Annotated in this window: 17 protein-coding genes and 2 tRNA genes; 11 read left to right on the top strand and 8 right to left on the bottom strand. The window is 57.2% G+C overall.

Annotation, left to right across the window (positions count from 1 at the left end; all coding sequences use genetic code 11):
- Nucleotides 1-476: 476 nt before the first annotated feature.
- The 4 genes from ACR0BZ_RS18645 to ACR0BZ_RS18630 are packed head-to-tail and all read right to left on the bottom strand — an operon-like array spanning nucleotide 477 to nucleotide 6,083.
- Nucleotides 477-1,514: an ACP S-malonyltransferase gene (locus ACR0BZ_RS18645; RefSeq protein WP_480920974.1), complete on the bottom strand. Its 1,038-nt coding sequence runs from the start codon at nucleotides 1,512-1,514 to the stop codon at nucleotides 477-479.
- Entirely contained in the window at nucleotides 1,511-3,700 is a 2,190-nt protein-coding gene (locus ACR0BZ_RS18640) for a dehydrogenase E1 component subunit alpha/beta (protein WP_480920973.1), read from the bottom strand. The genes ACR0BZ_RS18645 and ACR0BZ_RS18640 overlap by 4 nt, the downstream gene beginning before the upstream one ends.
- Nucleotides 3,701-3,711: 11 nt before the next feature.
- Nucleotides 3,712-4,914: an acyl-CoA dehydrogenase gene (locus ACR0BZ_RS18635; protein WP_209508024.1), complete on the bottom strand. Its 1,203-nt coding sequence runs from the start codon at nucleotides 4,912-4,914 to the stop codon at nucleotides 3,712-3,714.
- Nucleotides 4,911-6,083, bottom strand: coding sequence for a pyridoxal phosphate-dependent aminotransferase (locus ACR0BZ_RS18630; protein ID WP_480920975.1), 1,173 nt, complete (start codon nucleotides 6,081-6,083; stop codon nucleotides 4,911-4,913). Before ACR0BZ_RS18630 ends, ACR0BZ_RS18635 begins: the two co-directional genes overlap by 4 nt.
- A gap of 101 nt (nucleotides 6,084-6,184) precedes the next feature.
- Here ACR0BZ_RS18630 and ACR0BZ_RS18625 point away from each other — a divergent pair, with 101 nt between their 5' ends.
- Nucleotides 6,185-7,081, top strand: coding sequence for a LysR substrate-binding domain-containing protein (locus ACR0BZ_RS18625; protein WP_480920972.1), 897 nt, complete (start codon nucleotides 6,185-6,187; stop codon nucleotides 7,079-7,081).
- 22 nt (nucleotides 7,082-7,103) lie between these two features.
- Here ACR0BZ_RS18625 and ACR0BZ_RS18620 read toward each other — a convergent pair whose 3' ends face one another.
- Nucleotides 7,104-7,973: a hypothetical protein gene (locus ACR0BZ_RS18620; RefSeq protein WP_480920971.1), complete on the bottom strand. Its 870-nt coding sequence runs from the start codon at nucleotides 7,971-7,973 to the stop codon at nucleotides 7,104-7,106.
- Between the two features lie 181 nt (nucleotides 7,974-8,154).
- Here ACR0BZ_RS18620 and ACR0BZ_RS18615 point away from each other — a divergent pair.
- The 4 genes from ACR0BZ_RS18615 (at nucleotide 8,155) to ACR0BZ_RS18600 (ending at nucleotide 11,562) form a co-directional block, all read left to right on the top strand.
- Nucleotides 8,155-8,230 (top strand) — tRNA-Thr (locus ACR0BZ_RS18615).
- A gap of 99 nt (nucleotides 8,231-8,329) precedes the next feature.
- Nucleotides 8,330-8,473 carry a DUF6538 domain-containing protein gene (locus tag ACR0BZ_RS18610; RefSeq protein WP_480484539.1) on the top strand — a complete coding sequence of 48 codons (144 nt, stop codon included), beginning with the start codon at nucleotides 8,330-8,332 and terminating at the stop codon, nucleotides 8,471-8,473.
- 602 nt (nucleotides 8,474-9,075) lie between these two features.
- Nucleotides 9,076-10,968 (top strand): DEAD/DEAH box helicase, encoded by a 1,893-nt coding sequence (locus ACR0BZ_RS18605; protein WP_480920970.1) that lies wholly within the window; start codon nucleotides 9,076-9,078, stop codon nucleotides 10,966-10,968.
- A 508-nt stretch (nucleotides 10,969-11,476) separates the two neighbouring features.
- Nucleotides 11,477-11,562: transfer RNA gene (locus tag ACR0BZ_RS18600), tRNA-Leu, on the top strand.
- A gap of 106 nt (nucleotides 11,563-11,668) precedes the next feature.
- Here the strand turns inward: ACR0BZ_RS18600 and ACR0BZ_RS18595 are convergent.
- Together ACR0BZ_RS18595 and ACR0BZ_RS18590 are read right to left on the bottom strand one after the other, a co-directional pair.
- Complete coding sequence (locus tag ACR0BZ_RS18595) at nucleotides 11,669-12,166, bottom strand: hypothetical protein (protein WP_480920969.1); 498 nt, start codon at nucleotides 12,164-12,166, stop codon at nucleotides 11,669-11,671.
- A complete protein-coding gene (locus ACR0BZ_RS18590) occupies nucleotides 12,159-12,749 on the bottom strand; it encodes a helix-turn-helix transcriptional regulator (RefSeq protein ID WP_480920968.1) in 591 nt (196 codons plus the stop codon). The genes ACR0BZ_RS18595 and ACR0BZ_RS18590 overlap by 8 nt, the downstream gene beginning before the upstream one ends.
- Before the next feature lie 768 nt (nucleotides 12,750-13,517).
- Here ACR0BZ_RS18590 and ACR0BZ_RS18585 point away from each other — a divergent pair.
- The 5 genes from ACR0BZ_RS18585 to ACR0BZ_RS18565 all read left to right on the top strand — a co-directional run bounded on the left by ACR0BZ_RS18585 (nucleotide 13,518) and on the right by ACR0BZ_RS18565 (nucleotide 21,971).
- Entirely contained in the window at nucleotides 13,518-15,824 is a 2,307-nt protein-coding gene (locus ACR0BZ_RS18585; protein ID WP_480920967.1) for a hypothetical protein, read from the top strand.
- Nucleotides 15,825-15,954: 130 nt separating this feature from the next.
- On the top strand, nucleotides 15,955-17,895 hold the full coding sequence (locus tag ACR0BZ_RS18580) for a type I secretion protein (protein WP_480920966.1): 1,941 nt from the start codon (nucleotides 15,955-15,957) through the stop codon (nucleotides 17,893-17,895).
- A 40-nt stretch (nucleotides 17,896-17,935) separates the two neighbouring features.
- The gene (locus tag ACR0BZ_RS18575; protein ID WP_480920965.1) at nucleotides 17,936-20,158 is read left to right on the top strand and encodes a type I secretion system permease/ATPase; all 2,223 of its coding nucleotides are present in this window, start codon (nucleotides 17,936-17,938) and stop codon (nucleotides 20,156-20,158) included.
- A gap of 2 nt (nucleotides 20,159-20,160) precedes the next feature.
- The gene (locus tag ACR0BZ_RS18570; RefSeq protein WP_480871567.1) at nucleotides 20,161-21,513 is read left to right on the top strand and encodes an HlyD family type I secretion periplasmic adaptor subunit; all 1,353 of its coding nucleotides are present in this window, start codon (nucleotides 20,161-20,163) and stop codon (nucleotides 21,511-21,513) included.
- 272 nt (nucleotides 21,514-21,785) lie between these two features.
- Nucleotides 21,786-21,971, top strand: a complete 186-nt coding sequence (locus ACR0BZ_RS18565; RefSeq protein WP_480920964.1) for a hypothetical protein — start codon at nucleotides 21,786-21,788, stop codon at nucleotides 21,969-21,971.
- Here the strand turns inward: ACR0BZ_RS18565 and ACR0BZ_RS18560 are convergent, their stop codons facing one another.
- Nucleotides 21,972-22,730 (bottom strand): alpha/beta fold hydrolase, encoded by a 759-nt coding sequence (locus ACR0BZ_RS18560; RefSeq protein ID WP_480920963.1) that lies wholly within the window; start codon nucleotides 22,728-22,730, stop codon nucleotides 21,972-21,974.
- A 91-nt stretch (nucleotides 22,731-22,821) separates the two neighbouring features.
- Between ACR0BZ_RS18560 and ACR0BZ_RS18555 the strand changes: the two genes are divergently transcribed.
- The gene (locus ACR0BZ_RS18555; RefSeq protein WP_209507997.1) at nucleotides 22,822-23,196 is read left to right on the top strand and encodes a hypothetical protein; all 375 of its coding nucleotides are present in this window, start codon (nucleotides 22,822-22,824) and stop codon (nucleotides 23,194-23,196) included.
- Nucleotides 23,197-23,400: the final 204 nt, after the last annotated feature.

Here is a 23,400-nt window from a genome sequence, read left to right as displayed (position 1 = left end):
TCGGCCTTAGGCTGGAAAAGCCCCGTCGCTTTCGAAAGGAAAGTGGCTTAAACGAGCACTTGGAGCGGCACGAATACGTGACAGGTCCATATCGACCCATTTGGTTTTCCCAACAAGCTTGAATTTCAGGTTGGTATGTAAACGTTGGATTCCTGCCCCGGGCACCATTTAAGTCAGAGAAATGAGTGCTGGATATCAAACGCTTAGCGTTCAATGTCTGGGCCTTTGGCTCGTCTGCAAGATGCTTGACCGAAAGTGTCCTGATTTGCGTGAAGATGCCATTTGACCCGGAGCATTCGACAGTAGTTGCCGTCTAAGGCCTAGCACTCCGTCATCTTTTCCGTTCCGGAATCGTGGAATTGAAATGCAGGGCGCTTGCTCGGGTGGGATCTGAACAAATGGTTCGGTGCACAGAGTGGAGCGGGGTGCCCGCGATAGATCGGTTCGCACTGGACGAACCGCAAGGGTGTACAAGATCAGGTCACACGTGTGCGTTGATCCTCGATCCCCATCGAGATTAACGAAGGGTCTTCGCGTTGGCTGGTCTGAAAGCTTGCTTTGTCCTGCAACTTGTCCCAATTGCTCAGGATCAGGCACTGCGCGACAGCCCCGCCCAGTGTGGTTCCCGGTCCGGTGACGATGAACATGTCGGGTGCAAACTCTTTCGCGGCCTGTGATACGGCTTTTGTGAAATCATAAGTTTCGGTCACCTGGTGACCCAAGGTGTAGTCCCAAAGCGCGTCCAGATCACAGGTGCCGGGCCACCAGATCTGACCGCGGCCATCTATCATGGGCAAATTGGGTTGCCGAAACAGATCTGCGGCAAGGCGGGTGCGACCGGCTTCGGCAACTGGGCGTTGCAGGTGTGAATGAAACCCTGCGTGGTTGGCCAGCCGCATCGGAAAGCGTTCCTGCACCACAGGCACCTTGTTTTCAAAGGCGGATAACCCAGCTTCATCCCCGGCCAGAACCAGCATCCCGCCCAGATCAATTGACAGGGTGAGGGTCGCGCCGGTGCCGTCGATCTCAGCGACCAGAGCCAGCAGTTCGGCCTTGCGTGCCGGGTTCGGCTGCCAGTCGGCATCCATGAAAGGATAGATCAACTGGCCGCCAATCAGGCTCTGCTGCATGAGTGTTCCCATGGTGTTGACAACCTCGAACCCAGCCTCGGCGGTCAAGGCACCCCCGCAGGCCAGGGCCGAATACCAGCCCATCGAGTTTCCTGTCACAGCCACCACGTCGACCTTTTCCGGATCAATGGCACGAAAATCGCTCAGCGTGGCGGCATAGATCAGGGCCGAGGCATTGTCTCCGCGCGTGTGCTTTGCCGTGGAATACCGGGGCGCGCCGTCCAGTTCGCTTAGGGTTTCCTGACCCTGCGCGCGGCGCATGTCGTCGAAATGTGCCAGCAGCGCCTTGTCGGTAAAATGCCGGCCGAGAACCCCCAATTCGGGTTTGTTATAGGTGCCGCGTCCCGGACAGATGACAACAGCGGTTTGTTTCGCAGACCTCATTTGCCCGTCTCCATCAGGGATCTTGCTGCGGCCTCGATGCTGTCTTTCGATGGCATGGTCGCGGCATAGGCCGGGCCGGTGGCGATAAAGCTGTCTTCGGCGGTAATACGGGCCATCGGCACATCAGTGGTTTCGTGGAAATGGGCCATCAGGGCCTCGGCCACGCCGCCGTGATGCCGGGTTTCATCGACGATCAATATCCGCTTGGCGCCGCTTACGGCGCGGGTCAGCGCGTCTTTGGGCAGCGGCGACAACCAGCGCGTATCAATGATCCGGGTTTTTATCCCGTCGGCCTCCAGCGGTTTGCGCGCCTGATGGCTGAGGTAGACGCCATTGCCAAAGGTTACGATCGCCAGATCGTCGCTGTCGCCATCCACGCCAACCTCGCCGAAACCGATCCTTTCAGATGGGTCGGGGTAGGTGTGCATCCAGCCTGAGTCTCCGGCTTCGTGCAAGTCCCGCATCGGGTAGAGCGCGATGGGTTCCAGAAACACGACCAGCCGCTGTTCTTCACGCGCAAGGCGAACGCATTCACGCAGCATCCGCGCGGCGTCGGCACCGTTCGATGGGCAGGCCAGGATCAGCCCCGGAATGTCGCGCAATACAGCGACCGAGTTGTCATTGTGGAAATGTCCTCCAAAACCCTTTTGATACCCCAACCCGGCGATGCGCACGACCATCGGGTTGGTGTACTGACCGTTCGAGAAGAAGGGCAGGGTGGCCGCTTCGCCGCGCAACTGGTCTTCGGCGTTATGAAGATAGGCCAGGAACTGGATTTCCGGCATGGGCGTAAACCCGTTCTGAGCCATCCCGATGGCTAGGCCCAGAATCGACTGTTCGTCCAGCAGCGTGTCGATCATCCGGTCGGGTCCGAAACGGGCCTGAAGCTTTTGCGTCACGCCATAGACACCGCCTTTGCGTCCGACATCTTCGCCCATCATCACGATCTCACCGTGTGCAAGCATAAGGTCGCTCAGGGCCCAGTTGATCAGGCGCGACATGATTTGGGGTTCAGCATGTGCTTTGAGGTCGCCGCCGAAAACTTCAGCCCGATGTTCCGGTGTCGGGCCATTGGTAGGGGCGCAGGGGCGTGCGGGCGGGATCAGGCTGGCCATCACGTCACCCGCGGTTTTCAGGCGAGGGCGGGTGATCGCCTTGTCGGCGATGCGGGCGACGCGGTCGCAGGTGTCGGTGTATACCTTCAGGGCGTCATCCGCTTGCATCGCACCCGATTGTTCCAGCAGACGGACGGAGTGCAGCAGGGGGTCGTTCGCCTCTTCGGCTTCGACCTCGGATTTTGGCAAGTAGGTGGTGGGCATATCTGCCCCGGCGTGGCCATACAGGCGCACCGTGCGGATGTGCAGAAATGCGGGCTTCTTGCGGCTGCGGACATAGGCGGCGGCTTCTTGTGCGACACGGTAGGTTTCGAAAATATCGAGCCCGTCACACGTGAAATACTTCAGTCCCGGTCGATGAGAGAATGTTGCGGCAATCCAGCCTTGTGGTGTCTTGGTCGAAATTCCGATCCCGTTGTCCTCACAGCAGAACAGCAGTGGCAGGGGAACCGACTGGTAAGACGTCCACTGCGCGGTGTTGAATGCGCCTTGCGCAGTGGAATGGTTGGCCGAGGCATCACCAAAGGAACAATAGACGATGGCGTCGTCCGGCATTTCCGCATGTTCGGGTTTGTGACGGCGGGCTGCCCCGATTGCATAAGCCGCGCCGACTGCTTTGGGCAGGTGGCTGGCAATGGTCGAGGTCTGTGGCGGGATGCAAAGCGCCTTTGACCCCAACACCTTGTGCCGCCCACCGCTGATCGGATCATCAGAGGATGAAGCGAAGGACAACAGAATATCCCATGTCGGGCTCTGCCCCGGCACCTGATCCGAACGGGCGATCTGAAACGCAGCGTCGCGGTAATGTAGAAAAGCAGGGTCCGTCGGGCGCAAGGCTGCCGCCACGGCGGCCATCCCTTCGTGACCAGAGGAACCGATGGTATAGAACCCCTGACCGGCTTTCTGCATTGCCCGGCTTTGGCGGTCCAACGCGCGGCTGAGACATTGCGCGCGATATAGCCCGACCGCTTCGGACGCTGTCAGTGGGCCAGACGGCGTCGCGCCATCGGGAAAATCCCGTGCCGCAACCCGGCGCAGGAAATTGTCATGCACAATGGTTGCGCGATCCATATTTGTCGTCCTCAGGCGAAGGCTTGCAGGCCCGTTTGCGCGCGACCCAAGATCAAGGCATGAACATCATGCGTGCCTTCATAGGTGTTCACGGTTTCCAGATTCACCATGTGGCGGATCACGTGGAAATCCTGGCTGATGCCATTACCGCCGTGCATGTCACGTGCGTGGCGTGCGACCTCAAGTGCCTTGCCGCAATTGTTGCGCTTGATCAGGCTGATCATTTCCGGCGCTGCGCGGGCTTCGTCCATCAGACGACCCACGCGCAGAGCGGCCTGAAGGCCCAAGGCGATTTCCGTCTGCATGTTCGCAAGCTTCAGCTGGAACAGCTGCGTTTGCGCCAAAGGGCGACCGAACTGTTTTCGGTCCAGACCGTATTGCCGCGCGGCGTGCCAGCAGGCCTCGGCTGCGCCCATCGATCCCCAGGCGATACCGTATCGTGCGCGGTTCAGGCAGCCAAACGGCCCTTTCAGACCTTCGACACCCGGCAACAGAGCATCTTCCCCGACCTCGACATTGTTCATCACGATCTCACCCGTGATCGAGGCGCGCAGCGACAGTTTGCCTTCGATCTTCGGAGCTGAAAGACCGGGTGTACCTTTTTCAAGAACGAAACCCTTGATCTTGCCGTCATGCGCGTCTGATTTGGCCCAGACAACAAACACGTCAGCAATGGGCGCGTTCGAGATCCACATCTTTGACCCGTTGAGGACATAGCCCCCATCAGTCTTTTTCGCGACGGTTTTCATGCCGCCGGGGTCCGAGCCTGCATCGGGCTCGGTCAGGCCAAAGCAGCCAATAGACTCCCCGCTGGCCAGTTTCGGAAGGTATTTCCGGCGCTGTTCATCCGTTCCGTAGGCATAGATCGGATACATGACGAGGCTGGACTGCACCGACATCATCGAGCGGTAACCGCTGTCGACCCGTTCCACTTCGCGTGCGACCAGACCGTAAGTGACATAGCTGGCACCGATGCCGCCGAATTCTTCGGGGATAGTCGTGCCCAGAAGGCCCATTTGACCCATCTCGCGAAAGATTTCGGGGTCTGTTTCTTCATTGGCGAAAGCCTGGGTCACACGGGGCAGCAGTTTGTCCTGCGCGTAGGCGTTGGCCGCATCGCGCACCATGCGTTCGTCTTCGGCCAGCTGGTCTTCCAGCAGAAAAGGGTCATCCCAAGTGAAAGGGCCAAGCTGGGGGCGGGATTGTGGTTTCATGAGAGTTTCCTTTCTACAGCGGCTTTGAGACGTGCAAGCCCCGCTGCAATTGTATCTTGGGCATAAGCAAAGCTCAGGCGAAAATGTCCGGGCAACCCGAAGGCGCGACCGGGAACCAGAGCGACACCGGCATCTTCCAACAACCAGGTGCAGAAGTCAGCGTCATTTTTGAACGGTCCTCCCTGATCCTCAAGCAGTCCGGCGCAGGAAGGAAAGGCGTAAAACGCCCCGTCGGGAGCCGCGCAGCGCAACCCCGGAACCGTGTTCAACCCTGCAACCACCAGATCACGGCGTTCGGTAAAAATGACCCGGCGTTCTTCCAACAGGTCCGGGCTGCCGGTCAGCGCCGCAAGCGAGGCCCATTGTGCAATCGAACAGGCGCCCGATGTAACCTGCCCCTGAACGGCCACCATTGCCTTGATCAACTCGACCGGCCCGATCCCCCAGCCGATGCGCCATCCGGTCATGGACCATGCTTTGGCGACACCGTCGACGATCAACAGACGGTCGGCAAGGTCAGGGGCCGCGTCGGCCACTGAAACAAACGGAGTAAAGCTGAGATGGCGATAAATCTCATCCGCAAGAACCCAAACCTGTGGATGACGGGACAGAACAGATGCGAGGGCGGCGATCTCATCCTGTGTATAGATTGCCCCCGACGGGTTCGACGGCGTGTTGAGCATCAGCCAGCGCGTGCGCGGTGTGATTGCGGCCTCTAACTGTTCCGGCAGAAGCTTGAACCCCTGATCCATCGGGCAAGGCAGAATGACGGGCGTTCCACCCGCCATCCGCACTATGTCAGAATAGCTGGTCCAGTAGGGCGCGGGCATGATGACCTCGTCGCCGGGGTTCAGGCTGGCCAGCATGGCATTGGCAATCACCTGCTTGGCACCGGTGGACACAATGACCTGAGCCACTTCGGCTTTGGCCTGCCGGGCAACTTCGGCGCGCAGGTCGGGCACCCCGGCCGTCGGCGGGTATTTCGTCTTGCCGTCCAGCGCTGCCGCGTGGGCAGCTTCGACCACATGGGGCGGGGTGGGCAGGTCAGGCTCACCGGTCGACAATGCCACAACATCGCGCCCTTCCGAACGCAAGCGTGCGGCGGCCTCGGAAATCTGCACGATTTCGGACAATTCGATACCGTTTAGTCGGTTTGCGCGGTGAAACACTGTCAATCTTCCTCTGGAGATGACTGAGGTTCTATCTGCAAAGTAACTTGATAAAAATACGCTGTTTTGTATCGTTTCTGTGACTAAAACTCATAAGTGATATGCCCAGAATCAGCTCCCTTCCGTCTTTTGCCCTCATGCGCAGCTTCGAGGCTGCCGCACGCCACGAAAGCTATACCATGGCAGCAGAGGAACTTGGTGTGACGCAGGGCGCGGTTAGCCGCCAAGTGCGTGAACTTGAGGCTGCGCTGGGGGTGACGCTGTTTCGCCGGGTCGGGCGTGCCGTTCGCTTGTCGAAAGCGGGTCGCGCTTTGTTTGAAGAACTTGCCGGAGACCTTGAGCGGCTGAACGGTACGATCAATCGTGCGATCGCGGCCGGTGACGGTGCGTCGTTGCTGTCCTTGGCGGTCCTGCCCACCTTTGCGACACGGTGGCTGGTGCCAAGACTGCCGGATTTCAAGCACCTGCATCCGGGGATCGAACTGGATTTGCATTCCTACACGACACCGTTCAGCCTGGAAGAGCGGCGCGTGGACCTTGCCATTCACTTCGGGCACGAAGATTGGCCTGGTGCGCGGCTACGCAAGCTATTCCCGGAAAAACTTGTCGTGGCAGCTGCGCCCGTGTTGTTGGGCGCCCAACGGCCTTTCGAGGAACAGCATGTGTTCGATCTGCCGCTGTTGCATCTGACCTCACGGCCCGGGCTATGGTCCGAGTATCATGCAAGCCTTGGGCTTGACGCCAGGGCGGTTTTTCCAGGGATGCGCTTTGATCAGTTCTCGATGCTGATCGAAGGCGCAGTTGCCGGACTTGGGGCTGCGATTTTGCCGTCCTACCTGATCGAGGCCGAGTTGGCGTCTGGCGCGCTGGTCCAGACCGGGCAATTGGTGAATGCCTCGGGCAGCGCATATTTCATTGCAACGCCGACCGGGCAGAGGAACGAAGCCGTACAAGCGTTTGCGGACTGGATCATCCGGCAAACGAAAGGGCATTTGTAAGGGTGCGGACGCGACAGATGGGTTACAGCATCCGGATGCCCTGCATGGTCTGGATGATTGCCAGATCCTGCTCGTAAAGCTCTGTAAATGCGTCAACGATGTCTGCGTTCCAGCCGGGCAGATCGAGTTCTTCTTCGACCTCATCGGGCCTGGCATAGTCTTCCAAAACCCGCGCAAGGTCTTCGCGTTGAGTGTCCTTGTCGAGGCCGACACCGCCCCGCACGATGTCCAGAACATGCTGTTGACCGGTTTCAGTCAGAAGCGACGACAGCAACGCATATTCATCCACCAGAGGAGCGTCACCGGGCAGGCCCGCCATTGCGCGCGTGATATCCCCCAGAATCAGTGGCAGATGTTCGTTCTTCCACAAAGTGAGCTGCACCTGAGGTGCAAGATCGCGCAGATCTTCGATCATGCTCAACCAGCTCAGGCAACTCAGATCGGTGCTGGTCAGAATCTCCTGCCGGTGATCTTCATGGATCGACATCAGGACCTTGGGTATGAAAAAACCGGGGTTCACCAGACCGACAAATATTTCGACCTGAGCATCGTTCAGCAAGGTCTGCACATAGGCTGTCCGCTGCCCGGCAAAAGGGTAAATCTGTCCATGTTGAAGGGCAGAACGTGTTGGGCCAAAGAACTTGTCGTTAGAGAGGATGACACGATCAACATTTGGATCATCCGGAAGAAGGGCGTGCAGCCCGTCCTGTGTTTCTGCATCAGACAAATCCTGAGCAAGGGCATCAGAAAGAACCTTGACAAACTGACGTCCGCCGCGCGGTCCCAAGATCGCAGCACGGCAATCCGCCAAGGCCTGCTTGTTTGCCGAAAGCGAGGACAGCACTTGCCCTTCATCGGCGAAAGCGACCCCGGCATGGATTACTACCTGCATCTTTTGTCCTTTTACTCTCAGGGGCTGTGTCCATCCCATTCTATGTCTTTGCGTCGCGTGAAAATCTGCAACGAACCAACCGTGCGGTTTCTGCACTTTCTCAGGAAATCGGGCAATCCCCAAGTTTGAGTTAAAAATGAGGGTTGCAGTCCTCTGTCGGACGAAGTAATCGACTGCCAGTGCCCCTATAGCTCAGCTGGTAGAGCAACTGATTTGTAATCAGTAGGTCCGCGGTTCGAGTCCGTGTGGGGGCACCATTAAATCACTGAAATCTCTTAAATATAAGCGTTTTAAAGCGCATTCTCTGGATTCGAAGGTGACACACGAGGCGACGCTATGCCTCTAGCCATCGCTGAATTTGGAGCGGTTATGATCTCAGCAAATTCTTTTCTCAGAAGAAAGAGGGCGGTGTTTACTATTTTCGGAGGCGAGTTCCCGACGATGTTCGTAAGCATTATCCAAACCTCAGTACCTTAAACCACAGTGATGCTTGGGTTTGATATTCGGCCTGTAGACACTTGTTTAGGACGATTGTTATGGGATTAGCGACTGGAAGCTCCTTGAGCAGCTACCAGATTTGAAAGAAGTGCAGGCTGCTGAAATTGGATTGGTATCAAGCATGAGTGATGAGTTTCAAAGAAAAGTCTTCGTGGACTTGGCCATCACTTTTTGGCTTTTGGCTAAGTCGATGTAAAAAGGCTCAACGAAAGTACTAAAGGAACGTCTGCTGCGGACCAGCCTCTGTAGCTCTATGGTTCACAATCGTTTTGCGGTTCGTTTGCTAAGCTAGAGAAGTGTCTCCGGTGCGCAGTGGCGCATTTCTGTTGTTCACGACGTTAGAACAACAGATTGCGGCGACAAACTTATTCACACGTACTTCGAGCAGCTAAAGAGTATATGATGAAAACTCTAAATCTGTCCGGTAGGCGCTGACTTCAGACACCTTAACATAAGTGTGGACCTGTTCCGTTGGGGAGGCTCATTGGGAGGCGCATTTTCCGATCTATACATCCGGTTCTCCTCGCAGTATGGACTGCGCTTCTACTATGACCCGTGTGTCGGAAGCTCTGAGGGTGACCGTATCACTCCGGAGAGCTGAGCCATGAACCCGACACTCGCAATCGCATTGAAGCGTAAAGGATATGACACGCTGACCCCTGTTCAGGAGGCCGTGTCCGCACCGGATTTGCAGGGACGAGACTTGTTAGTTTCGGCGCAGACCGGATCAGGAAAAACCATCGCGTTCGGCTTGGCCATCGCACCAACAATTTTGAGCGATGCGCAGGTTTTCGATGTGGCAGGCGCGCCTTTGGCGTTGGTTGTTGCACCGACGCGAGAGTTGGCGCTGCAGGTCAAACGAGAACTGGGGTGGCTCTATGCGGATGCGGGGGCCTTCATTGCCTCATGCGTTGGCGGCATGGATATGCGCGACGAACGCCGGGCGCTGTCCCGAGGGGCACATATTGTGGTCGCGACACCAGGGCGGTTGCGGGATCATATCATGCGCGGCTCGATTGATTTGGCATCCGTACGCGCCGTCGTGTTGGATGAGGCTGACGAAATGCTCGACCTTGGATTCCGTGAAGATCTGGAATTCATTCTCGAACAAACGCAATCAGACCGCCAGACACTATTGTTCTCGGCAACGGTACCGCGCGCCATCGCCACCTTGGCTGCCCGGTACCAAAGGGATGCCGAGCGTGTAAGTACTGTCAGTGAGCGGATGCAACACGCCGATATCGAGTACCGTGCGATGAATGTGGCTCCACGTGACGGTGAAAATGCTATCATTAACGTGCTACGCTACTACGAGGCACCTAACGCCATCGTTTTCTGCAACACGCGCGCCATGGTCAGCCGTCTGACAGCCCGACTGTCCAATCGCGGGTTTTCGGTTGTGGCTCTTTCCGGGGAATTGACCCAAGGCGAAAGGTCAAACGCCTTGCAAGCCATGCGTGACGGACGGGCCCGCGTCTGTGTAGCGACCGATGTCGCGGCGCGCGGAATTGATCTGCCAAATCTGGATCTGGTGATCCATGCGGAACTGCCCAGCAGTCATGAAACGCTTTTGCACCGTTCAGGCCGAACTGGACGTGCAGGGCGCAAAGGTGTCAGCACACTGATCGTTGCACCGGCTTCTTACAAAAAAGCCCAAAGGCTGTTGAAATTCGCTAAACTCACGGCCGATTGGGGTGCGGCGCCCTCCGCTGAAGAGGTCAAAGCGCAAGACCTGCAACGGATGTTCGGATCGGAGGACTGGTGCTCTGAAATAACAAAGACCGAGCGGCAGTCAGTCAACGAACTGGTGGAAAGGTTCTCGCCAGAACAACTCGCTGCGGCATATGTCCGTCAATACAACACGGCGCATTCCGCTCCGGAAGAACTAAACGACATTCAGGAAGCGGCGCCAAAGCAGAGCGCACCTTTTGGTCCGAGTGTTTGGTTTTCGCTGTCAGAAGGGCGCAACGAAAATGCGTCTCCGCGATATCTACTTCCTATGGTGTGCAAGGCGGGGAACATCACAAAATCCGATGTCGGTGCGATCCGTATCGTTGACGACGAGACCTATATCGAAATTCGCGAAAGCAGCGTCGCCGGTTTTTTGGAGGCGATTGGGCCGGAAATGAAGATCGAGGGTACAAAAGACATTGTGCAGTTGGATTCAGCCCCCGATTTGTCGAACTCAGCAAAGACAAGCTTTAACCGGGCTGCCAAAGGCAAGAAAGGTCTGGAAAAGACTGCACGCAAACCGAGCCGACTTGTCGAGCCGCAGCCTGCGAAAGCGCGGAAAAAGACGGTGTCCAAGCCCCTTGAAAAGGCCAAAGTTGAAGCCAAGCCCAAACGCGATGACGACAACCGCAGTGGTCTGAGTAAAAAACTTGACCGCCGCCCAAAAGGCCCGCCACCGCCAAAGAGTAAGCCCAACAGCAAGAAAAACCGTGCACGCGCTGCGGCAAATAAGGGCGGTAACGCTGTGCCAAGGCGTTCAAAGTAAGTCGAAGCGTTTGCACAGGCCCTTTCCGGACATTGGCCATGCCAAAACTCCGCTGGGTTCCGCCCGTTAGACCAGACTTTCGCAGCGCCTGCGAGCCCGGGCGATAGACATAATCATACTCTGCGCACCATACTGCCGCTCCAATCGGCCATGCAAATGGATGGCAGACTCAGCTCGAGTTCTTGATAACCAGAGGATTATAATGTGATGATGCCGGGAGTTTTTTCGGCCAGCGCCCTGACGATTTCTTTTTTGGGATAGAACGGAAAACGGTTCGGTTCTGACAGCACCTGCTCTTTGGAGAAGTACCTTCAGTTGATCCGATGCATCGGACCTGTGGATATGTCGGACCGCACCAAAGCCAAGTGAGACAATGGAGGTACCGTTGGGTGCAATTGAGTTTCACCAGCGCTGCCGTCTATTTTTCCCAATCCTGCGGGTCAAAGCACATTGTTATCATCTCGTTGTGCTTGTAAGGACGTTGCACAGTCCGAAAGGGCCGCGCCGTGCGGGCGTGATGGAATGGTAGACATATCAGACTTAAAATCTGAAGGGCGTATGCCCGTGTGGGTTCGAGTCCCACCGCCCGCACCAGGCGCTTTCGAAAGCTGCATTCCGCCGCCCGGTTTGCGCGTCATCGGTATCGCAAATGCAGTGAAACGCAGCCTACGTCGTCATGGCGTCATATTCATGACTAGGACTATACCGGATACCCTAATTCCCGGATCAGCCTCCAGATGTCCTGGTTCGCGGCGGAAAGCTGATTGACGACTGTCTCGATTTCGCGAAGCGCATCATCATCTACCGTGTCCGAGCGCCCCAGTCTGATATCGGTCTTACGGTCAGAAATCCGCATCAGAATTGTTTTCGGGTTTCCGCTTTCCTGATCGAATGAATAGATGCAGTGGTTATACTTGTTTCGAATGCCTGAAAGCTTGCTGAGCCGTTGCGTGCGTTCGAGGATCGGGTCACGAACCTGCGCGGGTCTTCCCTCCATCTTGGCAAGCCGTTCGACCAGATCAATACGCGCGCGGGTTGTGTTCAAGGTCAGGAAAATAATGACGGCCACGTCTTTCGACGTTCCGGAAAGGCCCGCGATCAGGTGGATCAGCAAGCTTTCGGTGTTGGTCCACATATAGTTCAGCCTGCCAACCAGAAGGATCAGGCGATCGAACCGGGCTTCGAACGTGTCAGTCAAGGGCGGATTGCTGCGCATCGTGCGGCGCAACCTCGTAATAGAAATGTGCGGCAGCGGTGCGGTTGCTGACACCGATCTTACCAACCACGTTGTGCATATGCAGCTTGACCGTATGTTCCGTAATTCCCAGCTTGGTCGCAATCAACTTGTTGCTTTTGCCCTGCGAGACAAGTTGCAGGACCTGCTTTTCGCGACGCGTCAGCTTCAGGTACCGCGACTGCTGGTCGCCACCATTTGTGGCACTTGTCACGGGTCGGTCCGGGATGTCCCGAGTGTGCTGGCCTGGAAAGGCGACGCAATCGGCAAGGAAACTGGGCAGGTACAATTCTTCATGCATCAGCAGCCTGAGGATGGCACGCCAAGCATCGGGCGCCACATTCATCGGCAGAAATCCAACTTCGCCGAACTGCGCGCGATCCCAGGATTCAAACATATGCCGGGCTGATTCTTCTTTGCGATAGGCAAAGGCAAGACAGCCGGATCCGGTACTTTTGGTATAGGCCATTGGGCGCGCCAGCAGGTCTTCAAGCATCATCTGATCAACAACAACGATCTTGCTGCAACCGGGCGCTTGGCTGCTCATGGCTTCGAGGGTTTCAAACCGTCGGGCGCGAACTCCGAATTCAGTTTGAACGCTTCTTAGGGTCTGATTGGAGTAGAATAATTCTTTTCCAATAAAGACAACCGAAAAATCTTCTGAATAAAGATCCTGATTGGCAGTTTCATCCATCAATGACGCACTCATCACATTCCCTCGCAAACGGGGTCAACCAAAAATTGCTTATTTGAATTCTGGTGGTCTGAAATAGTTAACTAATCAAATAGGTAATTAAATTTTATTATACTCGAAAGCATGGTTTTCCACAACCGGGAGGAGTGCTTCCATAGTCCGTACCATAGAACTTTCGGTTAGGTTTCCGCTTGGATTTTTGTGCAACCAGCGGAAACAATTGAATTATTTTGTTGCGACTTTTTATGGGTAGGTCATGCGGGGCAGGCGTACGCAAATTTAGGCGCTTTCTAAAAGAAAGTAATAAAAACAATGATGTAACTACCTCAAAACTTTCGACTAGCTAGGCGTGGGCGTGCGTCGCTGCGAACATGGCTGGGCTTCAATTGTCGAAGCGCCTGTCCCTGTCGCGCCGGTCATTGCGTATTTAAGCAACCTTCATGAACCGTCGCGCTTTCGGCTTAGCCGGGAAAGGAGGTGGCCATTTAGAAACTTCCACAGACCGCTTTCAGCGCGTTCAAGTGCTGCGCGGGTATTTTTGTTTCAATCTCGCTTGATGCCGCTTTTTAGATGAATGGCGGTCTGGCGTTCCAGAAATAGGAATTTGTCATGAGACGTAATGTGAATAATACAAACGTAACAACCGTCGACGAAATTAATGTCGAAAACCTGGAAGCTCCGGTAAATGTTGAAATCCCGATTGATGAGGCGTTTGTTGAAGCTGATCTGACTGCACAACAGCAGCAGCAGGACCAGAATGTCGAAAACTCCAACGATCAGGGCCAAGACCAAAATCAAGGCCAGGATCAGGGTCAGGAACAAGGCCAGGACCAAGGTCAGGATCAGGGTCAGGATCAGGATCAAGGTCAGGATCAGGACCAGACGCTCAATGCCGGAGATAACACCAACGACAACTCAAACAGCAATGCGATCAATATCGACTTTGGTGGCGGAGAGTGGATTCCGCGCGATGATGATCAGGTTGATCTGGACTTCGGAGATAACGCGTCGGTTGGCGACGTAATCACTGCAGGCCGTGATCTGAACTATGATCCTGGCGATGACATGAATGTCGATATCTCAATGGATGGTGCGGGAACCGCGATGGCGGCCGTCAACAGTCAGGTGGCTAGCCTGAGCGATGACGACACGCTGGAATCGGCGTCAGTTTCGAACAATTCCGGTTTCTATCAGAATGGTAGCGCCTATGGCGGTACCGCCAACGCTGAAGAAGGTATCGGCGTCAAGTCCAACGGTGGAGATTCGGGCGACGGTGGTACCAGCTATGGTGGTTCGGCAGACTCGACCACGCTGGGCAGCCATGCGTTTGGTGCCGGTGGCGATACCGGCAGCGCCGACGCGGATTCGAGTGGCGGCGCAGGTGGTGATACCGGTGACGCAAATAACGCCAGCATTGGTGTCGGCCTGTCCGGCGCAGGGGCTGACGGTGACAGCACCGGCGGCGACGGCGGCGACGCTGACAGTTCGTCTTCTGCTGACAACGACGGCAGCACAAGCGTTGACGGTGACGGAACCGGCGGTAACGGCGGAAGCGCAGATTCGTTTGGTCTGGGACTGGGCCTTGGTCTGTCTGGCTCGAATGCCTCGGGCAGCGCCGATGGCGGCGACAGCGATTCCGACTCGAGCGGCACGGGCTTTGGTCTGGCCGGCAATGACGTAGACGCCGAAGGTTCCGACGGTGGTGACGGCAGCGCTTCGACAGACGGTTCGTCGTCGAATTCCAGTGACAGCACAACCGAAGCCAATGATGCGACTGCCGGCAGCAACGCAGCAGAGGGCAGCGCTGACAGTGGTGCAGACAGCTCGGCTGATGGAACTGGCGGACCTGGCACCGGCGGTGAAGGCTCTGGCGGCGAAGGGACCGGTGGTGAAGGATCCGGTGGCGACGGCACAGGCGGTGACGGTACCGGCGGTGACGGCGAAGGCGGATTTGCCGCTATGGTCGAAGCTGCAATCATGGCCCTGCAGGAAGAGCTAGGCATGGTTGATGCCGAAGCGGGCGAAGGCGGTGACGGAACCGGCGGTGACGGAACCGGTGGCGATGGTTCGGGCGGCGATGGCTCTGGTGGCGATGGCTCAGGCGGTGACGGTTCGGGCGGCGATGGTTCCGGTGGAACCGCCGACGCGGATTCGGATGCGCAGGGTGTTGGCGACCAGTCCGCAAGCGGGCCTGATATCAACCAAAGCCCGGGTGACGTGAACGGTGCGTCCAGCAATTCGCAGAACACGGATGGCAGCGGTGGTGATGGCGGATCCAATTCGGCCAACGGCACAGCGGACGCAGCGGGTTCTGGTACGTCTGCAGCAGACGGTGACGGCGGAGCAGGCGGCACAACGACGCCCACATCCACGTCTTCGGGCAACGGTGCCGGGTCTGCTGATGCGGCCAATACCGCCGGTGATGGCGGAGCGGCGGATGTATTCGGTGATGCCGATACAAACGGCGCCGCCGACAGCCTGGCCGAAGCTATCGCCGGATACGGTGGTTCGGGCATGTCCGATAACGATGCCACATCGACCGGTTCCGGCGATGCGACCGGTGCGGCCAACTCGGGTGCCGGTGGTGCCGGTGGCGCGTCCGCCGCAAATGGCGGAGCCAGCGGATACTCGACCGGCACAGCCATGTCCGGTGACACCATGGGTGGAACCATCACGGGCGGCAGCGCGGCTGGTGCCTATTCGGGTGACGGTGGTGCAGGCGGCAACGCTGGCAACTGGGGTTCGAATAACGGTGGCGATGGCATCGTGACCGGCGAGTCCTATGCCTCGGCAGCGGCTGTTGTCGACACCTCGGCCTTTAACCAGTCGATTGTCATGGGGGCCAACGTGCTTGGCAACTCGGTCGATACGACCATGGTCGGTGGTTCGATGACTTCGTCGTACGCAAGCGACGACAACGACGCATAAGTCAAAAGGCGGGGCCCGCATTATCGGGCCTCGCTGTTTTCGAAAATGCCGGGGCCGCGTGCAGTGGCCCCGGCCCAACTGAACCCAAAGCGGAAATTCTGGCCGGTGCGGGTGAAAAAGGATGACCGACATGGCCCTTGACGCAATTACGGAAACGATAGCGCATTTTGTTGGAACATTTGAACTTACGATCGAACAGGCCCGGCTGCGGGACCAGTATGATGAATTCACTGCCCTGAGGCGAAAAGCCGAAATTGACGGGCTGGACGATCCTGCTGCGATCCATATCAGGGCCGATCTTGATATCCCGGTGGGCGAGTACAATCTCCTCCCATACAATTTTGCCCCACCTCAACCTAACCTGCCGCTACCAGATGCGCCGAAGGGGCCTGTACATGAATCGGTGATCATCCTTGGTGGAGATGGGCCGGTTTCCGAGCGTTTTGTCCCAGACGACACGATTGGACCATCATCCGTTCCCACACTCGTCATTCTGCAGCCGGACAACGTGCCGTTGGGGTCTGCGGTAAGTTACACCATGCAAAAGGTTTTCCTGCGTGACAACGATACGGTGGGCGAGGGTGAATTTCGCGACACGGACGCGTTGATCGCGAAAGGTGAGCAGATGCTGGACATGGCGTTGTCCCTTCATGCCGTGGCAAGCCCGTCATTTTCACTCGCGGACTACCAGTCAATCGAGATGGTCGAGGCACTGGCCGAACAGATGCTGAATCCGATGAACGGGGATGTGGATGGCGTCACCGTGTATCAGTTCCATGGCGATGATGCCCTGGGTGTGATCGTCAATGGCGAGCACATGGCCGAAGCACCTGAATGGACCGACCTGCTGCCCGCTTTCCATCAGCCGGATGAGGCGACTGGCGATGAAGCGGAAACGCCGTGGCCTGCCGAATGGGATCAGTCCAGGGATCCCGATTTTGACGACGGGCATCTGGTGGTGACCGGTGGCAATCTGGCGATCAATGCAGTGTCCGCGACAATTGGTTGGGTGGATGCTCCGTACATTGTTGTAGGCGGGCAGGCCGTCAATCTGACGGTCATCAGTCAGGTCGCGCTTGTTTCCGATTGGGACGTGGGTGCCATGAATGCCGGAAGCGGTACCAACCTGGTTCAGTCTTCGGTGATCGAAGTCGAAGGCAAAGAGGCCGCCTGGCTGGACAACGCCGACGGAACAGGCGGCCAGCCCGCATATGTTGTTGTGGACTGGGTTCACGGCGATCTGGTGGTCGCGAATTTCATCAACCAGCTTATTGACGCTACCGATATCGATCACATTCAAACCGAAATTTCAGCGACATCCACGCTTTACGCGCTGGGCGACAACGAAATGTACAATGTCGCCGATATCGTGCAGCTGGGCAGCTATTACGATCTGATCATGATCGGCGGAAACATGATCTCAGTCGATATGCTGGTTCAGTCCATGGCCCTTATGGATGACGACATCATCAACGGTGGAGTACCCGCGTCGATGATGGACGGTGATGAAAACCTGCTCATGAATGACGCGTCGGTCAAAACGATCGGCAAGGACGTTCACCAGGATATGCAACAGAATATGGCTGACGCGCTGGCCATACAGGAAATGGACATGGGCGCGTTGGAAGACGCGCTTCTGAATGATCCGATGTTCGCCGGGATGGAGCAGTTGCGCGTCCTCAGGATCGACGGAGATCTTATGCAGGTGAACATCGTCAATCAGGTCACGATGATGCTGGATCAGGATGATATTGACCTGTCGGGCCCGAATGCTGCCGGGGCCGAGGTTGTCGCAGGCAGCAATGCCATGCTGAACTCCGCGCATCTGACCAAGATGGGTGTGGACTCGACAGTCATGGCAGGTGACGGTTCGTATTCCGATCTGCTGTTGCATCAGGCCAGCCTGATCGACATGCCGGACAACGACGAGATTACCGCGATGACCAATGAGGCAATTGCCGCCATCATGGGTGACATGACCGTCGCGCAACCGGATGCGGCTCTGGCGCTGAATGCCCCGGCTCTTGATCCAACAACACCTGACGACGGCCTGCAAACCATGCTGGCCTGATCCCCTCAAGAATTTTACCGAGTGACCAGAAGGTTTCTAAATGTCGTTTGTTTTTTCGTCGCGCCGCCATCCTTTATCCAGCCCGCTGGACAGGCAAGGCGGGTTGGGTCTGAAGCGTCAGGGTACCGAGCCGGGGGCAGATCCTGCAAATCGGGCCACAGGTGCCTCTACCCGACTGCATCTGACGCAGGAGTTCCGAGTGCCTGAACCAGATCAAACCCGGTCGGTCGAAAACGATACGTTGAAACCGGCCAAAGACCAGAAACACTCATGTGAACAACCGCGCGCTGAACCTCCCCATCGGCGTGCGCCGCCGCAGCCCGTGCAAGACAAGGACATTGCGGGCGGTGGTGACGGGGTGGCTGATGCTGACGGCCCGGATCACGCAACCGCGGACGAAACGACAGCGCGCAAGACCCCCTCTGCGCGCACGTCCGGCGCGGATCACATGGGCGCGACGATCGAGGCCAAGGCAAACCAGCCACTGTTGCGGACAAATTCCGGCGGCGGTGACGGGAACGGGCCACCCCAAACCTTTCACAAGCGCACCCCGCCCGAGGATTTCCAGCGCACATTGCGGGATTCGATCCGGGCGATCCGGCGTAACCTGGCATTTGTTCTGGTGCTGACCTGCGCGACCAATATTCTGATCCTGTCGATCCCGATCTACCTGTTTCAGATCAGTGACAGAGTTCTGACCAGCCGGTCCTTGGATACGCTGATCATGTTGACCGCGATCGTCGCCGGGGCTGTGATTTTTCAGTCTGCATTTGATGCGGTGCGGCGGTTTACGCTGATGCGAACCGGTGTCGAGGTTGCCGTTCGTTTAGGTGCACCGGTGCTTAGTGCGGCTGCGCACGCGTCGTTGCACGGAAACGGGCGCGAATATCAGACTCTTGGCGATTTGCAGCAACTGCGCGGTTTTCTAGTTTCGGGCACTTTGATTTCGTTTCTGGACGTGCCATTCGCCCCTCTGTTCATTCTGATGATCTTTCTCGTGCACCCGCAACTGGGCATGATTGTCGTGGTGACGGCGCTGATCCTAATGACGATTGCGCTGATCAACCAGAAAATGACAGCCAAACCCTTTGCCGAGGCGAACAAAGCGCAGTCCATGGCGAACCTGCATCTGGATTCCATGTCGCGCAACAGCCAGATCATCAACGCCTTGGCCATGATCCCCGAGGCGGTGCGGATCTGGGGGCGGGACACGGCCCAATCCCTGACCTGGCAGGTGCGCGCGCAGGACCGTAACGTGATCTTCGCGGCGATCTCGCGCGCTGTTCGTCTGCTGACGCAGATTGGCATTTTGGGATGGGGCGCATTTCTGGCACTGCAGGGAGAGATTACCGGCGGCATGGTGATCGCGGCCTCGATCATTGCCGGGCGCGCCTTTGCGCCCATCGAAGGTTCGATTGAGGGGTGGAACAGCTACCTGCTGACGCGCGCGGCCTATGGGCGGATCAAGGCGCTGCTGTCCACCTCGGCCCTGCAACATGAGAAGTTGCGCCTGCCGCGACCTGAAGGGCGGTTGGATGTTGAGCGGTTGCTCTATGTCCCCGGTGGAACCAAACGTGTGGTTCTGAACGGGATTACCTTTTCACTCATCCCCGGTGAAACACTGGCGATTATCGGCAATTCCGGTGCGGGCAAAACCACCTTGGGCAAGACCCTTGTCGGGTCCGTTCTGCCCACGTCGGGAAGTGTGCGGCTGGACCTGATGGATATCCGCAACTGGGACCCGCGCCAGTTCGGCGAAAGCATCGGTTATCTGCCACAGGATGTGCAGCTGTTCCCCGGAACCATCAAGGACAATATCGGCCGGATGCGAGCCGATGCCACGGACGAACAGATCCACGACGCCGCTGTACTAGCCGATGTACACAACATGATCGCGACCCTGCCGCAGGGGTATGAGACCGTGGTGGCCGCTGATGGATCACCTTTATCGGGTGGACAGAAACAACGCATTGCGCTGGCGCGGGCGTTTTTTGGAAATCCACGAATGGTGGTGCTGGACGAGCCGAACTCTAACCTTGACGTTGCCGGGGACAAAGCCTTGGCGCGTGCCATTGAACAGGCGCGCGAAAGCAAGATTACCGTGGTCGTCATCACGCAGAAACCGACCCTGCTGAATGTGGTCGACAAGATCATGTTGCTGACCGATGGGCGCGTCGCGCTGTTCGGTCAGCGCGAGCAGGTTCTTCAGCAGATCAACGGGCCGCGCAAACGGACCGGAATTGAAGGGCAACAGGGAGGCTGACAATGAATGACCTCGTACCCGTAAGGCACTCTGCCGGTGAACCTGACGTCTGGTATGCGGAAGTTCCGCGCTCGATCAACCGCTTCATTGTCATCGGTATAATCATGCTGGTCGTCTGTTTTGGCGGTTTCGGAGTGTGGTCCTTCAGCGCCCCGCTGGCGGCGGCGGTCATCGCGCAGGGCAGCTTTGTCGCCACCGGGCGCAACAAAATTGTCCAGCACCTTGAAGGCGGGATCATCGAAGACATCAAGGTCACCGAAGGGCAATCGGTTCAGGCAGGTCAGGTGCTGATGACGCTGGATCAGACCTCGGCCCAGGCCAATGAGCGTGAGCTGTTCATCCGCAAACTGCGCTTGCAGGCGATGACCGAGCGGTTGCTGGCGGAATATGGGGAACGGGATCGTCTGGTTTTTACACCAGATCTGGTCGAGGCCTCTAAAGACGTGGAAGTCATGGCCATTCTCGACGGTCAAATGCTCAGCTTTGACGTGTCGCGCAAGACCTTGTTGAATGATGTGGCACTTTTGGAACGCAATATGGAGGCTTTGAAAATCCGGGCAAGTGGCTTTGAAGCCCAATTGGAAAGCATGGCCACACGTGCCGAGATCTTGCAGGAAGAGTACGAGTCCAAAAACCAGCTTTTCCAGAAAGGGCTGGTTCGAAAGGGCGAATTGAACACGATCCGGCGTGTGCAGGCCGAAGCCGAGGGGCAGCAGGCCCGGTTGCAGGCGGAGGCCGCTGAAATCAATCAGATGCTTCTAAAATACCAGGAACAGATTACGCGCACCCGATCCGCCTATCGCGAGGCTGCACTGGATGAATTGGGCGTGGTCGAGGCCGATCTGGAAAGCGTGCGCGAAAAATCCCGTCAGGCCCGCAATGTTCTGGACCGGGCCGTGGTGCGGGCGCCTGTGACCGGGACGGTAGTTCGCCTGCATTACCATACGCCGGGTGGCGTAATCGAAACGGGCGAACCCATTGCCGAAATTCTGCCCGCCGATGCGCCCTTGATTATTGAGGCGCAAATCCCACGCACCGAGATTGATAGTGTGGTAACCGGGCAGACCGCCTCTGTCCGCCTGATCGCGCTCAATCAGCGCACAACGCCGGTTCTGTACGGAGAAGTCTTTTATATCTCAGCCGACGCGCTGCTTGAAGAGGCGGCAGGCGTTCCAAAAGAGGTTTATCTGGCGCGTATCTCACTTACCCCGGACGAACTGCACCGGGTCAGCGGCTTTGTTCCAACCCCCGGCATGCCCGCGGAAATTATGATCCAAACCGAAGAACGAACTTTTGCGGCCTATATCGCCAAACCTGTGTCGGACAGCATGTCGCGCGCGTTTCGCGAGCAATAACCTAGGTGCCTAAGGCCGTTGGTTCATCTACCTCAAGTCGCGTTCTGATCCTTTTGGGAAAAGCGTGAAAGTGAGGGTGTGTACCTTTGACGGCGCAAGACTTGGGATTTCACAAGCTCCACTCCCTTGGCGGTCTGGCGGATCGGATCAACGGTAGTCACGAAATCACAGTTTCATGAAACGTCAGGTTTCCGCATCTGATGCAAATCAATGCAAAACACATTCGAATCGAGACATGTTTGGCCGGAACTCATCATAAGGAACACCCGACCATGTTTCGCCTTGCCGCCATGCTGTATTCACTGATCGCCACTGCCATTTCTGGTTCTGCCGTAATCGCTGTGCTGTCTGCGGGATTGGTTTCCGTCAGCGCAATTGTCGGTGCCGCAGTTGCTGGGGCGGTGATCGCTGCTCCGGTGTCTTGGATGGTAGCCCGGCGGCTGTACCGGGGCGCCTGATCAGGCGTTCAGGAACGTCCTGACCGCCGCCTCGAATTCACGTGGCTTTTCGGCGTGCAGCCAATGCCCGGCTCCGGGTATTTTGGCAAAACGCGCGCCGGAAAACAGCGAGCGGATTGCAGGGCGGTGTTCCGGCAGGACATAATCCGACGCCCCGCCCGACAGGAACAGGGCGGGGCCGTCCCATGTGGCGTCCAATTTGGGGAAGCCCATGATCTTTGGCATCTCGGCTGCAAGAACATCCAGATTAAGCAGCCATCGTTTTCCCTTGATATCCAGCGATTGGGTGAAAAAGCTTTGCAACGCTTTTTCAACGCCTTGATCGGCCAGTTGCATTTCCGCATCCGACCGGCGGGTGATGCGCGAAAAATCAACAGCCCGCATGGCCTCGATGAACTGGATTTGGCTGTGCGCGTATTGAACCGGCGCGATGTCGGCGACCACCAGCTTGTTTACCAACCCATTGTGCCGCAGGGCCAGGGTCATGGCAGCCTTTCCGCCCATGGAATGCCCAAGAACATCCGCCACGCCGCCGATCTGTTCTATGACTTCGGCGATATCCTGTGCCAGATGGGGATAATCGTGGCTCGGGTCCCACATGCTGTAAGCATGGTTGCGCATGTCCACCGCCACAACCTGCCGTTCGTCTGAAAGCCTTTTGGCAATGACGCCCCAATTCCGAGCAGATCCGTAAAGGCCGTGTGCTATTACCAGCGGTGGGCGGGCGGTCGGTTCGCCATGTACAATCGTGTTCAGCATAGCTTGCGTGATACAAGCGCCTACAGCGGATCACCAGCCCCATTGTAGGTCTTTGTGGTGCAGGCTAGATTGCGGCGGCAGGAGAGAGCCAATGCCTCAGGACCCAGACATTCAGACCCGGATCGCCGAGACGGTGGCCTTGCTGCGTGCCAAGCTTGGCGTGCGCGACAAGACGCTAGAGGCATCCATTCGCAAGGCAAAACGACGCCTGCCGCGCCGGGTGTACCGGCAGGCCATGGTGCTTGCCCGGTCCGAGGCGATGGCGTCGCACCCGAAGATGCGGTTGATTCTGGATACTCCCAAGCTCGTCAGGGCGTCGGACGTGGTGCAGGACCATCTGGGAAGCATCAATCTTGCGGATCGCAGATGGGGCTGGTTCCTTGGTTTGCTGGGGGGGCTGGCTTTCAACCTGTTGGCTCTGACAGCGTTACTGCTTGTCTTTCTGTGGTGGCGCGATTTGATCTGACTTTCAGAAGGCTGCCAAGCTGATGCTTGACCTGATCTCCTTCTGTCGAAGCGGTCGCTCAAACAACAAAAAACGGCGCTTCAAGAGCGCCGTTTTCTTTTCGTTTTAAACGTTTACAGGTTTGGGTATATGGGGAAACGGTTGCAGAGGTCTGCGACCTGGGCGCGGACGCGGGCTTCGACTTCGGCGTTGCCGTCTTCGCCG

The organism is Ruegeria sp. P8, from assembly GCF_056534665.1.
The sequence above is the reverse complement of the archived record's forward strand: the minus strand, read 5'-3'. Positions and strand labels throughout refer to the sequence as shown.